This is a genomic window from Clostridium sp. MCC353, assembly GCF_018785315.1.
Classification (GTDB): Bacteria; Bacillota; Clostridia; order Lachnospirales; family Lachnospiraceae; genus CHH4-2.
On the sequence record NZ_WQPN01000013.1, the window covers coordinates 1 to 14,747 of the forward strand.

The 14,747-nt window shown below is 49.6% G+C and carries 10 protein-coding genes; 1 reads left to right on the forward strand and 9 read right to left on the reverse strand.

The annotated features are described in order from the left end of the window. Positions 1 to 79: 79 nt before the first annotated feature. The 8 genes from GPL15_RS02985 to GPL15_RS03020 all read right to left on the reverse strand — a co-directional run bounded on the left by GPL15_RS02985 (position 80) and on the right by GPL15_RS03020 (position 10,888). Positions 80 to 1,660 (reverse strand): CoA-transferase, encoded by a 1,581-nt coding sequence (locus tag GPL15_RS02985; RefSeq protein ID WP_215695871.1) that lies wholly within the window; start codon positions 1,658 to 1,660, stop codon positions 80 to 82. Between the two features lie 35 nt (positions 1,661 to 1,695). Next, positions 1,696 to 2,493 (reverse strand): DUF4125 family protein, encoded by a 798-nt coding sequence (locus GPL15_RS02990; protein ID WP_215695873.1) that lies wholly within the window; start codon positions 2,491 to 2,493, stop codon positions 1,696 to 1,698. Then, positions 2,478 to 3,404, reverse strand: coding sequence for a DUF4037 domain-containing protein (locus GPL15_RS02995; RefSeq protein ID WP_215696025.1), 927 nt, complete (start codon positions 3,402 to 3,404; stop codon positions 2,478 to 2,480). The genes GPL15_RS02990 and GPL15_RS02995 overlap by 16 nt, the downstream gene beginning before the upstream one ends. Next, the gene (locus tag GPL15_RS03000; RefSeq protein WP_215695876.1) at positions 3,370 to 4,209 is read right to left on the reverse strand and encodes a tetratricopeptide repeat protein; all 840 of its coding nucleotides are present in this window, start codon (positions 4,207 to 4,209) and stop codon (positions 3,370 to 3,372) included. Before GPL15_RS03000 ends, GPL15_RS02995 begins: the two co-directional genes overlap by 35 nt. Positions 4,210 to 4,321: 112 nt before the next feature. After that, positions 4,322 to 5,233 carry a glycyl-radical enzyme activating protein gene (locus tag GPL15_RS03005; protein WP_215695878.1) on the reverse strand — a complete coding sequence of 304 codons (912 nt, stop codon included), beginning with the start codon at positions 5,231 to 5,233 and terminating at the stop codon, positions 4,322 to 4,324. 136 nt (positions 5,234 to 5,369) lie between these two features. Next, complete coding sequence (locus GPL15_RS03010) at positions 5,370 to 7,769, reverse strand: pyruvate formate lyase family protein (protein ID WP_215695880.1); 2,400 nt, start codon at positions 7,767 to 7,769, stop codon at positions 5,370 to 5,372. A gap of 48 nt (positions 7,770 to 7,817) precedes the next feature. Beyond that, complete coding sequence (locus GPL15_RS03015; protein ID WP_215695882.1) at positions 7,818 to 9,398, reverse strand: serine hydrolase; 1,581 nt, start codon at positions 9,396 to 9,398, stop codon at positions 7,818 to 7,820. A gap of 200 nt (positions 9,399 to 9,598) precedes the next feature. Beyond that, positions 9,599 to 10,888, reverse strand: coding sequence for an SLC13 family permease (locus GPL15_RS03020; protein WP_215695884.1), 1,290 nt, complete (start codon positions 10,886 to 10,888; stop codon positions 9,599 to 9,601). 466 nt (positions 10,889 to 11,354) lie between these two features. On the opposite strand from GPL15_RS03020, the gene GPL15_RS03025 reads away from it, so the two are divergent. Next, positions 11,355 to 12,932, forward strand: a complete 1,578-nt coding sequence (locus tag GPL15_RS03025) for a helix-turn-helix domain-containing protein (protein ID WP_215695886.1) — start codon at positions 11,355 to 11,357, stop codon at positions 12,930 to 12,932. A gap of 52 nt (positions 12,933 to 12,984) precedes the next feature. Here the strand turns inward: GPL15_RS03025 and GPL15_RS03030 are convergent, their stop codons facing one another. Then, positions 12,985 to 14,739, reverse strand: a complete 1,755-nt coding sequence (locus GPL15_RS03030; RefSeq protein WP_215695889.1) for a CocE/NonD family hydrolase — start codon at positions 14,737 to 14,739, stop codon at positions 12,985 to 12,987. Positions 14,740 to 14,747 lie beyond the last annotated feature (8 nt).

The following is a 14,747-nucleotide window of genomic DNA, read 5'->3' on the forward strand; positions in this document are numbered from 1 at the left end:
AATCCCGCCTCTGCTCCCTCGTCCCGCTTTCCTGCGTAACATTCACAATTAAAGTAACTTACTCACTTAAATCCCAATTTTACATGGTTAAATTTCCCCATGTTTCAGCGAACATTTTCTCATCCATCACTTTCAGATCTTCCGCCACTTCCGGCGCGAAATCCATCTGCTCAATGATATCTTTTTGGAGGTCGATTCCAGGCGCGATCTCAATGACGGTCATCTTTCCGCCGATCAGTTTGAACACGCACCGTTCCGTCACATATAGAACTTCCTGGCCGGATTCAGCCGCGTATTTGCCGCTGAACGTGATCTGTTCCACTTTCTTTAAGAATTTGCGGCCTTTTCCTTCTTCCGCAATCACCAGTTTTCCGTCCTGAATTTCTTCTTTGCATTTATCAGCGAACATGCCGGCAAATATCACCTTCTTTGAAGCCTGGGAGATATTGATGAATCCGCCGGGGCCGGTCAGTCTGGCGATCTTTTTAGACGGGTCTTTTTTATCCGGTATGAAGAATTTGCTCACATTGATGTTGCCTTCCTCGTCCGCCTGGGCCAGTCCCAGCACGGCTACATCACATCCGCCGCCATCATAAAAATCGAACATGGAACCGTGGTCCACATTGGCTTCCGCGTTATAGGCGCTTCCAAAATTGGGCAGGGCTGCCGGAACGCCGCCGAAAGAACCGCTCTCTGTGGTCATGATAATATCATCGATATGGCCTTCTTCAGAAACAATGCTGGCCGTTTCGGATGGAATGCCCACTCCCAGATTGACAAGCGCACCTTTTCTCATCTCTGCCGCACATCTTCTGACAATCACCTTCCTGGGTGATAACGGAAGTACGGGAAGTGCATTCAAAGGTTTTTTTAAGTTTCCTGCAAATGCAGGCTCATAATAGGTCCCTTCTGTCTGCCAGCAGGCATTTGGATCGGTGGCCACCACCACATAGTCCACCAGGGCCCCGGGGATCTTCACATCCTTAGGATGGAGGGTTCCCTTCCGGGCTGTATACTGAACCTGTACGATTACGATTCCCCCGCTGTTTTTAGCAGCTTCCGCCACCGCGTATCCTTCGTTGATAGGCCCTTCATTTTCAAATGTAATGTTACCGTTTTCATCAGCGGTGGTTCCGCGAAGAAGGGCCACATCCAGTTTGAATGATTTATAGAACAGGTACTCTTCCCCGTCCAGATTGATCAGTTCAACCAGGTCCTCTGTGGTCACTTCATTCATCTTGCCCCCTTCTACCCGGGGATCCACATAGGTTCCAAGGCCCACTTTCGTAATGAGGCCCGGGCGGTGAGCCGCTATCTCTCTCCAGAGGTTCACAATTACGCCCTGCGGAAGGCAGTGGCAGGCCATCTTATTGGCCCTTACCAGATCGTTCATGGCGAACGCGGAACCGATGTGGGCGGCAGACCATTTGGTCACCAGGCCTTCGATTCCAAGCCTTGTCATCCCACGCTCTTTCCAGTCTCCCATGGCGCTTCCCTGCTTCATGGTGAGATCACAGGGATGTCCTGTTTCCTTGTAATTGTCCGCAATTGCCACTGCGACTTCCTCCGGCCAGCCGGAAAGCCCCATGCCTGCCACCCCTACGGTGGCGTGATCCGGAATCAACTGTGCCGCTTCTTTGGCGGTGATAAATTTTGCCATGCTGTTCTCCTCCTAATATATAAGTGTAAGGTGTATTATTTCAAATGATCCTGGGCGTCCTCTACGCTCTGATAGCCATATTGCCTGACCGTGGCTTCCATCACAAGGGTTCCCAGATTCATTTCCTGTCTATCCAACTGCCGGAAATGCCGTTTTAGCAGATTCAGCGTCTCCAGTGAATAGGTTAAAAGTTCTCCGCGGGCATAAGTTTCCAGTGAAGTATCCAGGCCCGAAACCGCATCCGTCTTCCTGAGGGGACGCCCTCTCTTTTTAAAACCGGGATACTGTTCCCTGAACCGTTCCATCCATTTGACCTGTATTTCCGTCAGTTCCGCCGCCAGTTGTGCTTTTTCAGCGGTTACTGCCGGAAGCAGTTCCCTGATCCGCTTAAATTCTTCCGGGGCGGTATCCTCCATCATATAGCCGTATTTTTCCGTCATCAGGTTTCTTCCCGCCAGTTCTGCCTGCTTCAGATCGTTGAGGTAAGATAAAAGCGCTTCCCCGTTCCAGACGGCGAACTGGCTTTTTCTCATAATATCGAAGGTCTTCCGGTCATCCTGGCAGGCGGCCCGCCCGCCTTCATTTGAAACATTAGTAAACATTTTCCATTCCCGTTTCAGTATCTCCGGAACCATTCGCTCTATTTCTTCCTGATTCATCCGACACTCTGGAACCATTTGTTTTGTCTCTTCCTGATTCATCCGACACTCCGGAACCATTTGTTTTGTCTCTTCCTGATTCATCCGACACTCCGGAACCATTTGTCTTGTCTCTTCCTGATTCATCCGACACCTCGGTTCTTTGGCCGCTTTTCCATCTATCCCTGCAGCCAATGCATTCTCCTGATCTGGGGATCTCCGATCTTTGACATCATCAAATCCAGATGGCTTTGCAGAAACGGATCTTCCAGTTCCGTTAAATTCTGCTTTTTTAACTCAATGACTATTTTTTCACAAATCAATTCAATTAACTGCTGCTTATCCTCTTCTGCTGTCCGGGCGTCTGCCAGCTTTCCAAACAGCTCCCAGGTATCGCCGAGCACATCCAGGTCTTTTAATCCTCGGTGCATCCATTTATAAAACGGCGCATATCTGCGGTTCAGCAGATAGATCATCGACATCCCGCTTTTTATAAATTCCGCCAGCGCCAGGCAGGCCGCCGCCGGTTCTCCTCTCCGCCTGCATCTGGGATAATTATACTGTCCTGACTGTGACATGAAGGCGGCCCGGGCCACCATCTTTTTAATTCTCACATCTTCCGGATAGCCCTTTTGAAGCTCCTTCCGGATCCCGGTAAAGCTGCCCTCGTCATCCCGGAACACTTCTCCGTTTACTGCGGCAGCCAGATAACTCTCTGGCAGGTTCATCCACTCCAGATTACTTTCCGGAACTCCGGGAACCAGCAGGAAATGACGGTAGAAACCGGTAATCTCCCACACTCCGGTCCGGTGCCCGCCCAGCTTGTGATCCCGTCTCACGTTGAATCCGTTATACACAAGAGGCAGCCGTTCATATTCCTCCTGAAGCCTGGCCCCGGCCTGTTCCATCACCTCCCGGTCCACCCACATGCAGAAAGCGGGGCCGAAATCGTGATCCCTGGAATATTCATCGTCATATCCAAAACATTCCGATCCCTCCCCGGCCAGTCCAACCGCAATCCGGCTTTCATATTCCGGGAACTTTTCATGGATCATGGACCTTCCATAGGCTTCATAATAACCCCTGGCCAGTTCCAGACCTTTCATCAGCCCCACTTCCCTTCCTCTGCGCCTGTTCACTGATCATGGCAATGTTGGCGCTGATCATTTCATATTCCCGGCTTCTGCCAAACAGCCGGTATATCATCTGAAGAGCCTGGTTATATGCATCAAGCGACTGTTCCAACTCTCCTTTTTTATAAAGAATTCCCCCCAGCGCCGACAGAGCCGCCGCATAATGGGGATCGTTTTCATGATCTATGTCTTCAAACAGGGCAAGGGCCCGGATAACAGCTTCTTCTTCCTCTTTTCCCCTGTTCAGACTGCCTAAAAGGAGAGCCAGGTTGACATAGGTAACAGCCAGTTCTTCCCCGCACCCGGAACAGCCTTCAATGATTGCCAGCGCCTTTTGAAGCTCTTTTAACGCCTCCTCCAAACGGCCCATATCCTGATAAACAAGGCTCCTGTTATTATACAGGCTGGCCAGCCTGTACCCAGTCTCTCCCTGAACGTTCAAAATATCTTCGGCCCTTTCAAACAGCTCAAGGGCCTCTTTTGTCTGCTTTTCCATGCGGAGCGTTCCTGCCAGATTGATTAACAGCACGGCAAAAGAAATACCCTTGTCATGATTTCTTGTCTCTTCCAGACCTACAGCCCGTTTCAATGCCTGCTCCGATTCTTCCAGCCTGCCGCTGCCGCGGTAAAATCCGCCCAATTCACTGAGCAGAACAGTCAGTGTATCTTCATCCCTTTCCTGTTTTGCCAGCTCAATCTGCCGGCAGAGCCAGGGTTCCACCTCATTTGTGCGTCCCTGGGCAAATAAAGAATCCAGATACTGAAATAATTGCTCCATTTTCAGCTCGCCTCCTCCTCCTTTCCCGTTAAAGAACTGATGTTCTCACAAAACAGGAAAACCGGGGCCAGCTTCCTTTCAGAAGAATCTGCCCCGGCTTTTATGCTGCGTTCTATTTCACATTCAGACCATATTCCCTGACAAACTGCCTGAGCGTTTCCATCTCCTGTTCGGAAGGCACATAGGTATGGAATTGTGACTCTTCGTATTCCAACTGTTCCCGCTTTCCTTCCCCTAATTTATGATAGGGCAGCAGGTTCACTTCCCGGCAGGTGGGAACCCTTTCCGTAAGGAATTGGCCCATGGCTCTCATATTGCCTTCGCTGTCGTTATATCCCGGCAGCATCGGCGTCCTGGCGATGACCGGGATGTTCAGTTCATTGGAGATACGGCACAGATTATCCAGGATCTTTTCATTCCCCACTCCGGTGCCCCGTTTGTGCTCTCCGCTGTCCATATGCTTGATATCATACAGAACCAGATCCACATATTCCATCACCGTTTGGACTGCCTCCCAGGAGGCATATCCGCAGGTCTCAACAGCTGTATGTATCCGATTATCACGGCACTTTCTCAGGATGGCCGCGGCAAATTCTGGCTGTGACAGCACCTCGCCCCCGGTAAGGGTAACTCCCCCGGTTTCAGCGTAAAACAATTGATCCATGGATACTTCTTTATACACTTCATCCACGGTCATCCGTTTTCCCATAATCTCTCTGGCCTGGGGAAGACAAGCGGACACGCATTCGCCGCAGCCGTCACAGAGTTTCCGGTCGGTTCTCACTTTACCGTTCTCCGCCGCCGATATGGCATGCCTGCTGCATTTTGGAATACAGGAAAGACAGCCAACGCACTTATCCGCAAGATACATCAACTGAGAGCGCACCTCATTGGATTCCGGATTCGCGCACCAGGCGCACCTGAGCGGGCATCCTTTGAAAAATACGTTGGTCCGGATGCCTGGGCCGTCATGAATACAATAATGCTGGATATTAAAAATGATACCGGAATCCCGGCTGTTCATAAGCCTCACCTCTGTTATTCTATCTGGGATTATCTTATCATTTTGTTAAAAAAGATACAAGTTTTCCGAACTGCTCCAGATTCTTTCTATGCACTATGCACAATTTTCTTTTTGAAAGCAGTGCAGACATCCCATACTACAGCTGATGTTCTGTACGGGCGATCACCTCATCCTGCATCTGCGGATTCAACTGCACGAAATAGCAGCTATAACCTGCGATCCTCACAACCAGTTCCCGGTAATCCTTGGGATTTTCCTTGGCCGCTACCAGTACATTCTTATCCACAATGTTGAACTGGATATGCTTGCCTCCGTGTGTCAGATAAGTCCTGATCATGCCGGACAATTTGCGTAAATCTTCCTCTGTCTTCACCGCAGAAGGATGGAATTTCATGTTGAGCAGCGTTGCCTGCCACCTGTCCTGGCCTACCTTTAAGGCGCTGTTCAGCACGGATGTGGGCCCCTTCTGATCCACCCCATGCATGGGAGATACGGAACCATCCGCCAGGATCTCTCCTGCTTTTCTTCCGTCAGGCGTGGCGCCGGTCAGCAGACCGCCCGGCTGATGACTGGTAATGGAAATGCCCGTAGGCACATGGGTTCCGCCTGTAATCGTTGGAATTGTATCACAGATATCTTCAAACGCCTGGTAGCAGCGGGCCACCATTTCATCGGCGTAATCATCGTTGTTGCCGTATTTCGGCGCGTCCAGGAAGTCTTTCTGCATTGTCTCATAACCTTCCCAGTCCGCTTCCAGCGCGTCAAATAATTCTTTCAGCGTATATTTCTTATCTTCAAATACCAGTTTTTTAATCGCTGTCAGCGAATCGCCCACATTGACCATTCCGATGGGATCGATTACCGCCACATTTTCAAACGGCATGGTGCGTCGGAATGTATCCGTTCCTGATTCAATCCCTTCAAACATCAGCGCCGAGCGCAGGGGATCCGGCAGAAGTTCCTGGGTGATCTTAATCTCCACATTGTTCTTCTGGCCTACGATATTCATGCAGTACTCCATTTCCCGGATAAACGCCTGATACAGGTCTTCAAATGTCTCAAATTCCGTAAAACTGCCTGCATCGATTCCGCATTTTTCCTTTGTCTTCTTATCCACGCCGTTGTGGCGGAAAATATCAAAGATCAATGGGATTGTGACCATGGGAACCGGGCCGGTCCTGGACTTTCCGGGCAGGTTGGCATCCAGACAGCCGGTGATGATATAATCCCGGGCATCTTCAACCGGACAGCCGCGGCTGGTAAAGAATTCGATGTAGGACTTGTCGCTGATAAATGCGGGCAGGCCTAATCCGGCTCTCACCACTTCCAGCGCTTTTATCATCAGTTCTTCCGGCGTATCCTCGCTCACCCGGACCGTAATGGTGTGATGAGGGGTTTTGGTTATCAATGCCGCATCCAGCATCATGTAGGAAATGTCATTGGTTCCGTCCGTGCCGTCCGGTTTGGTGCCGCCGATCAGGAAATTGTGCCATTTTGCCATTCCCGCATTTTTTTTCCGGTTATTCTTACCCGAAGTACGGTTTAACTCCATATCTTTAAGCCGCAGGCAGCAAAGCCATTCTGTAGCTTCCTCCCTGGTGATTCTTCCGGCCTTTAAGTCAGCTTCATAAAACGGATACATCATCTGGTCAAATCTGCCGCCGGGAAGCGTTGTGGACGGGCTCAGCATCAAAAACTGGAACCAGAAGCACTGCATCGCTTCTTTAAAGGTTCTTGGGGCATGGGCCGGCACCCAGGCACAGCTTTCCGATATCTGCCGCAATTCGGCCTTTCTCGTTTCATCCTCTTCTTTTTCCGCCATCTCTGCGGCCAGGGCGCTGTAACGTTCGCCCAGCCGGTTCATGGCTTCTAAGGACATGATCACCGCTTTATAGTAGCGGTATTTGTCCACTCCGTCCGGGGTGTTGAAACTGACCTTTTTCATCTCTTCCCGGGCCTGTTCAATGAGGGCCAGGGTTCCGTTTTTCAGGATCTTGGTGTAATCCACGCCCAGCAGGATCAGGGACGGCCCGAGGCCAAGGCCGGACTGGGCATAACCGCCGCCTACCCCTTTTCCGGCCGCTTTGTCTTTCCAGGGCGGAAGGATGCAGCCAGCTTTTAAGAGTGACAGAATATCTTCATTTTCCGGCTCATAAAAGATATCTCCCATCATTCCGATCAGCGTGGCGGGATCATGTTTTTTATTCAATTCCTGAAGGTCGATTACGTCCTGGGGATCCATTTCATATCCGTCTTCAATCAGGGAATCGATCTCATCCTGGCTCCAGATTCCGTAATGGGGATCGATCTCCAGCCCCATGGGTTTTGAGGCGCCCAGGCCCACAATCAGTTCATCGGGAGCGATTGCGATGGGCATCCGCTCTACAGTCTCTTTTAAAATTTTTCCTCTCTGGATGATCACAGGGTCATTGGGCGTTTTTTCAATGACATCCAGGGTGATTCTGTATTTTTCAATACAGATCGGGTATTTATCGATTACCACCCGTTTTTTTATCCGTTCAATTCTCTCGTACATCGATCTCCTCCTGTTCCCGGCTCTGACTGATTAGTTCAGAAACAGCCGTTAAAATATAGTATCGGCAACATCAAATACAGTGCGGAATCCCTTTTCATCGAACATATAGAATTCGTCAAATGTGATCACCGCTCCATGTTCCTTTTTCTCAACACTGATCTGGTTGGAATAACACGTTTCAATATAATTCAAAGTGATGTGGAGAACGCCTTCCTTCCAATAGCCGTTGGCTAATACCTGGTCCGGCAGTTCCGGGTGGCCCGGCACTTTAAAATGCCCGATCCGGTAGAGGCCGTCCACGCCTACGGGCGTCTGGTAAATGTACCCCTTCACCTGAAGCTCCAATATAAAATCATTTCCGTTAAACTCTTTTAATCCAATCCGTTCCACTCCCACCGGGCCGTCAGCCGTGGTACACAGCACAAACTTTTTGAGGGCGGCGCTGTACACTCCCGGCAGCAGGGAAATTTCATTTTCTGAGAGCTGGTAACTGTGCCCAAAAAACCTCTCTGCATGTTCCGGAACCGGCTCTGAAATGCATCTGGGACGGCTTAAACAGTTCAGATAGTTCTTCAATCCGTCCGCCGCCTGTTCATCTTCAGAAAGCGGTTCCCCGCCTAAGGATTCGCCAAACTCTTTCAAAAGGCCCAGCACAATTTCTTTCATATCCACATCTTTCGGCTTTCTGATCTCTCCTGGTTTGGGCAGTACTTCCACAATGTTCTGGTTGACGGCGATAACCAGGTGTTTATCGGGCATCACCAGCACATACTGCCCATGGGCGCCGGAAAAATAATAGGTTCCCGGCCGCTTTGTCATCCAGATCTGATAGCCGTAACCGGACGAACTGTCGTCCGTATATTCGGGCACTCCGGAACGTTCGTTGTTATGGGTCTGTTTGGACGCCGCCTCTTTTACCCACTCTTCACTCAGAATCCGCTGGCCGTTCCAGACGCCGTTCTGCTCGTAAAGCATGCCCAGTCTCAGTATATCTTCCAGCTTTGCAAATGCACCGCCTCCGCAGTAGCAATAGCCGTCCGGGTGCTTCACCCATTTAATCCGGTCGGAGTCAATGCCGATTTTATCGAATACCCGCTCCCGCAGATATTCTAAAATATCATGCTGGCCGGTTATCTTGGATACAATGGCCCCGATGGCCGATGTATTCGTTCCGTCGTAGTGAAACACGGTCCCCGGCTCGTCTTCTATGGGCTGTGCAAAAAATCCTGTAAGCCAGTCTTTCCGGCAGGCCGGGTAGGTCTTACGGCATCCGCTTGTCATCATCAGCATATGGCGGACCGTCAGCCGTTTTAATGCTTCAGAAGGTTCTTCCGGCATATATTCCGGAAGGAGTTCTGTAACTTTCTGGTTTATATCTAAAAGCCCGTCGGTAACTAACGCTCCTACGGCAGTCGATAAAATGGTCTTTGTCATGGATTGAAGGCCATGGACCAGATTGGGCGAAAATGGAGCCCACCAGCCTTCCGCGCATACCTTTCCATATCTGGCAATCATAATTCCATGCATTTCGGTGCCGCAGTGATCCAGGGCCTCTACAAGTTCTTTTACTTTTTTGCTCGAAATCCCTACAGATTCCGGAGATACGCGGTTTAATTCTGTTCTGTTCAAACAGACACCTCCTTTTTCCCTTCAATAAGAAAGCGTTTTACAGGCAGAGCCTGCCTCTCTTCCCCTGCATTTTTACTGCCGGAAGCGGTTTCCGCTCCGGGCTCATCCCGTCATGGAAACCGCTTGTTTTCTCCGGCTGTATATATGTCCGGTTATGCGTCCTGTTACGCATCCCGTTACCAATCCTGTTACACGTCCTGTTATGCGCCGATAGCAAACACGCCGAGCGCTGATAAGAGACAGGCCGCTGCCGCCATACCAACAGCCGTGATAATCATCTTGTTGATCAGCTGGGTCTGGACTTCCTGGGTGGAACCGATCAGGTTCTGCACACCGCCGGATGAGAACGGGCTGAAAGATGTAACCGCGCATCCGATCAGCATAGGAACAACCATGGCCGGAATAGAGCATCCGGCCGCGCTGGCCAGCGCCGGAACCATGGCGAACAAAAACGGCTGTACCGCGCTTGCGGATACCACGAAACTGAGGGCCGCCGCCACGAAGCAGATCGCCGGGGCGATGACAAATGCCGGAAGGGATTCCAGCCAGGTGCCTAGAGATTCAATAACACCCAGTTCTTTTGCAAGTCCGCAGTACATGGCCATGCCTGCGATGGTCCACACCGCGTTCCATCCCACCTTTTTTGCGCAGATATCCCGCAGATTGCCGCAATGGGTAATACACAAAATAGAAATACCGATAGAGGCCGTAACCGGCATTGTCAGGTTTCCCTTCATCCACTTAAACACCGGATTCGGCGCAAACTGGCCGACGATTGACGGAATCAGAAGGACAGCAATACAAATTCCAATCACAGTCAGCGTGCGCTTCTGCTCGCTGTTAAATGCCTCCGGTTTATCCATTGTGGCATCATTTTCCGCAACCTTCCATCCTTTATTGATCACAAACATAACCGCAAAGGCCAGAACAAAGAACAGGATATGATAAACCGTGATGCGGAACAGCAGAGAGCTGGAATCCACTTCCGGAAAATACTGGGCAAAGTAACCGCTGAACATGGAACCATTGCTGGTCCAGGCCGCAAATCCCATGGTGAGGGAACCGGCCCATGTGCTGAACGGAATTAACAGGGGGCTCACTCCCGCCTGCATACAGAGTTCCCAGGCCAGAGGGGCCATGATCAGAGAGCTGCTGAGGCCTGCGCCCGTCGCAGTGATCAGAGCAGTTGCCAAAAAGATAACAATGGTAATCGCCCATTTGGCATGGCGGAAGGTATATACTATATTTTTACCGAACACCGCCATCGTCCCGTTGGCATTGGCAAAGCTGTAAAATGTCATCGGCATCACGCAGTTCCAGAACAACGTGGTGGGCCACAGAGCGATAAACGCCTTAGACTGGGCTCCAAGCACAATCCAGTTAAGCAGAAAACCGATCAATATAGCAACAAAGCCAGGATTCACTTTAAAAAACTGTCCAACTGCAATCGCAACTACAAACCCTAAGAAAAAAATAAGTACATTGGTCATATCACTTTCTCCTTCGCATCATAAATAATTAATTACATCCCCCATTTTACCGAAATCCCACTAACGCATAACTCCGAACTCCTTTCTGTTTTTATTTTCCGTCAGCCAGAATGTGTTTGACCGATAAATCTGGTCAAGAAGCGTTCTGACCTGCTGCCTAAAAGTAACAGTTCAGATAGGTCTGCGCATTTACTGCGCAGACCGTACGAAAACATAGCGGCTGCAGGCATCCAGCCCCTCGCCGCAGGCGACTCTAATGGGCTGGATGCGTAACAGTTCAGACCTGTCTGAACTGTTACGCCTAAAATCTGTCTCTTTCGAGATAATTCGACACTTTATTGTCAATATATGGGATTTGTGATAAACTTAACTTACTTTTTTATTTTATCATCCACTTTGTACACTTAATATGGTTACCATAACCATTAATTCAGTTAAACTATACAAAATCATGAGGTGAACGACCATGTTTCTGCTGCATTTTATCAACGTTGAATTATCCGCCCATATCTTATATGAGTCGGTGCTGCAGGGGATCGATTCCGATACCCGGGGAATCCTTTTGCTGGACCAGTCTTTGGAGACGGCTGCGGATTATATCTGTGTGGGAACGGCCGCGCAGTTTTTGAACCTGGCCGCTTCTTCCGGCCAGTATCCGGTGGGGACTTATTTTTTAAGCGGAGAAGAAAGCGATATACCAAAATTATCCGGATTTTCCTGTAACATTTTATTGAGCGGGCTTTCCCTCAGCCCGCTCTATAATAAACTTTTCGATTGTATCTGCACCTGGAAAAAGTGGACGGAACTTTTGAACATAAACCATGACGCCGGCTTAAAACAGCTTCTGCAGAGAAGCAGCCGCCTGATCGATGCCTCTATCTGCATCATGAATTCCAATTATAAAATCATAACCGCCAGCATCCGGCAGCAGGACAGCCTATTTTTTGAAAGCTGTGATGAGGTTCCTTTTGAGGCCCAGGAAATCATCGATTGTCTGATCAGGCAGAATAAAGCCCGCTTCGCCCCATCCTATCTGGAAGAGCGGAACGGATATGTCTACTGTCTGGTCCCGGTTTCCGTAAAACATGAATTTCTGGGGTTCCTGTACGGCTGCATCCAGCAAAACGGCAGCCTGCTGCAGAGCATGATGTTTACCCTGGCCCACGAACTTTCCGCCAGGCTTCAGGAATCATCCACCCAGAAATCCGCCCTTTCTTTTCAGGAAATCGCAAAACTGCTTTTTCTGGAGACGCCGCCGGATTTTGAACACATCCAGATCATGCTGCAGAATCTGCCGAAACCGCCCAGAAAATATATGAGAATCATTCTGGTCCGTCCAGATTTCCCATTAAACAGGGATACGGAGTTAAAACAGCTCTATGGGGAACTGAAATGCCTCTTTCCGTCCCACCATACGGCCCTTTTGGGCGACGGCATTCTGATCCTCATCAGTTCCCGCCTGGCCGCCTGCGCATTTCCGGCGGACGAAGACGCAGTGGAAGAAATACTGGAACGTTACCAGGCTACGGCTTTGATCAGCCACGCCTGTATGTCCGCCAAATCGCTGAGAATCAGTTATCTCAAATGCATAAAACTGTTTTCAATCATTCTGAACGTGAGATCGGATTCCTTTAAGCGTCTTTCCTATTTCGGACGTTACAGCCTGTATTTGAACATCGATCTCTGCGCCAACCATATGAAAGACGACTTCGGCAGCGACGACATCATTTACCTCTGCTCCCCTGCCGTTCTCACTCTGACCCGTTATGACCAGGCTTTTGACTGCAATTTAAGGGATGTGCTGTTTACCTACTTATTAAATGGGAGAAACATTGCGGAAACTTCAAAAGTCATGTTCATGCACCGAAATACGACCATTTATAAGATCAACAAAATAAAAGAGCTGATCCACCATTCCCTGGACGATCCCTATTACCGGTTTCACCTGATATTTTCCTGTATGGTGATCCGTTATTATGAAAAGCATCAAAAGCATTCCCTCAATCTGTCGCCCTTCATCCGGGACGATTATAAATGCTATTGATTCTGTAAAAATGCCGGCTAATATCATGCCGGCATTTTTATATTTCCTCGATCTATCTTGGGATTACAGGCAGGACGATATGGGACGGATACTGGTCATTATGCAAAATCGTCTGCCGGGCGGTCACCGCCTCTTTTCCATATCCCATGGGCTCTGCTGTATTCAAATTCCGGTCATATTCCGGGAAATCGCTGCTGGTGATCTCAATCCGGATTCGATGGCCCTCTTTGAATACCAAACTCAGCGCTCCGATTCTGAAGTCAGCGGAATATACCTCTCCCGGCGTCATATAATGAGGCTCATAGAATCCGTCCCGGTAACGCATGCGGAACACCCCGGACAAATAAGCGTGGGCCCTGCCATCCGGCAGCACATCCACCAGACGGACGAAGAAGTCCGTATCCACGGCTGAAGATTTCACAAATAGTCTGGCCTCAAGATAACCAGTAATTTCGATCTCATTTTCCAGCGGTTTTGTAGTATATACCAGCATATCCTGCCGCTGTTCCTTCTCTCTCCTGTCCACGATCATGCCTTTATGAAGATCACTGTCCGTATTGTCGCAGGGATTTAACGGATCATAATCATATTCATCCGCCCCGCTCATATGCGGCTTTTCAAAGCTGAGCACACCATTTCCATCAAGGGATCTGGCGTCCCCTTCGCTGTCCAGATAGAGATTCGTATACTCTGTCCGCAAAAGAGGCCATTCCTGTTCTTCTCTCCACAGATTATCTCCCATCACATAGATCTTGACGGGAGCTTCCGAACCATCATCCCTCTTTCCTTTCAGATGCCGGTCATAAAACCGCAGGAAACTCCGATACATCTCTTTCGTGTAGCCGGAATTTGGTGGAAATCTGACTTCCCCGTACTTTATCCCTGAATTAGAACCTGTGCTCACTCCATATTCCGTGGTATGAATCCATGGGCCCAATACCAGTCTGTGGCTCCGGGCTAATTCCAGGTCATCCGTTTTGTGGCTCAGAAGCTGGTAATTCTCCGCCACTCCGGTACACATATAGTCAAACCAGCCTGTATAGAAAAAGCATGGAACGGTGACCTTCTCAATCCCCAGGGGCTGGCCCATCTTTTCCCAGTATTCTTTATTATTGCAGTTATCCACCCATTCATTGAAAAACTTACGGATCGGCACGCCTTCAAACCTTAGGACGTCCGCGTCTAAAAAAGGCAGCACATAACATTCTTCCTCATTTTTAAACTGCATGATATGCTCAATTTCCGCCAGCTTTTCCTTTTGCTGTTCCGGAGTAAAACCGCATTTACCGCTGATAATCGCATTTCTAAGCTGCTTCATGTACCAAAACAAGCTGGTTCTGTGGGACAGAACTCCATTCATCAAGGTGGGCAGAAACCGTCCGCTGGCCCCTCCCGGTGCTGCAGCGGCTAAAGACGGCGGGTTGGTGGAAGCAGCCAATATCTGCTGGCCTCCGTTATAGGAGTAGCCGAATGTTCCGACCTTCCCGCTGCACCACGATTGGGCCGCCGCCCATTCGATGGTATCATAACCATCGTTCCGCTCATTGGCAAAGGGCGCAAACTCCCCATCCGACTGCCCGCCGCCCCGCACATCGCACAGGAGAATATGGTATCCGAGAAAGGCCGTTTCATTCACCGCATAAACCTCTTTTGTGTAAAAACTTTCTTTCAAATAAGGGGTTCTCACGATCAAAACAGGCAGCGGTTCCTCGCTGACCGGCTTTATGTGATCCGCCCTGAGAATGGTTCCGTCCCGCATGGGAATTTCAATATTTTTATAGATTCTGACTTCTTTAATGCTTTTCATTACTCCTC

Coding starts and splice junctions, on each gene's coding strand:
- GPL15_RS02985 (WP_215695871.1), bottom strand. CDS start 1,660: ATGGCAAAATTTATCACCGCCAAAGAAGCGGCACAGTTGATTCCGGAT.
- GPL15_RS02995 (WP_215696025.1), bottom strand. CDS start 3,404: ATGAAAGGTCTGGAACTGGCCAGGGGTTATTATGAAGCCTATGGAAGG.
- GPL15_RS03000 (WP_215695876.1), bottom strand. CDS start 4,209: ATGGAGCAATTATTTCAGTATCTGGATTCTTTATTTGCCCAGGGACGC.
- GPL15_RS03005 (WP_215695878.1), bottom strand. CDS start 5,233: ATGAACAGCCGGGATTCCGGTATCATTTTTAATATCCAGCATTATTGT.
- GPL15_RS03010 (WP_215695880.1), bottom strand. CDS start 7,769: ATGTACGAGAGAATTGAACGGATAAAAAAACGGGTGGTAATCGATAAA.
- GPL15_RS03020 (WP_215695884.1), bottom strand. CDS start 10,888: ATGACCAATGTACTTATTTTTTTCTTAGGGTTTGTAGTTGCGATTGCA.
- GPL15_RS03025 (WP_215695886.1), top strand. CDS start 11,355: ATGTTTCTGCTGCATTTTATCAACGTTGAATTATCCGCCCATATCTTA.
- GPL15_RS03030 (WP_215695889.1), bottom strand. CDS start 14,739: ATGAAAAGCATTAAAGAAGTCAGAATCTATAAAAATATTGAAATTCCC.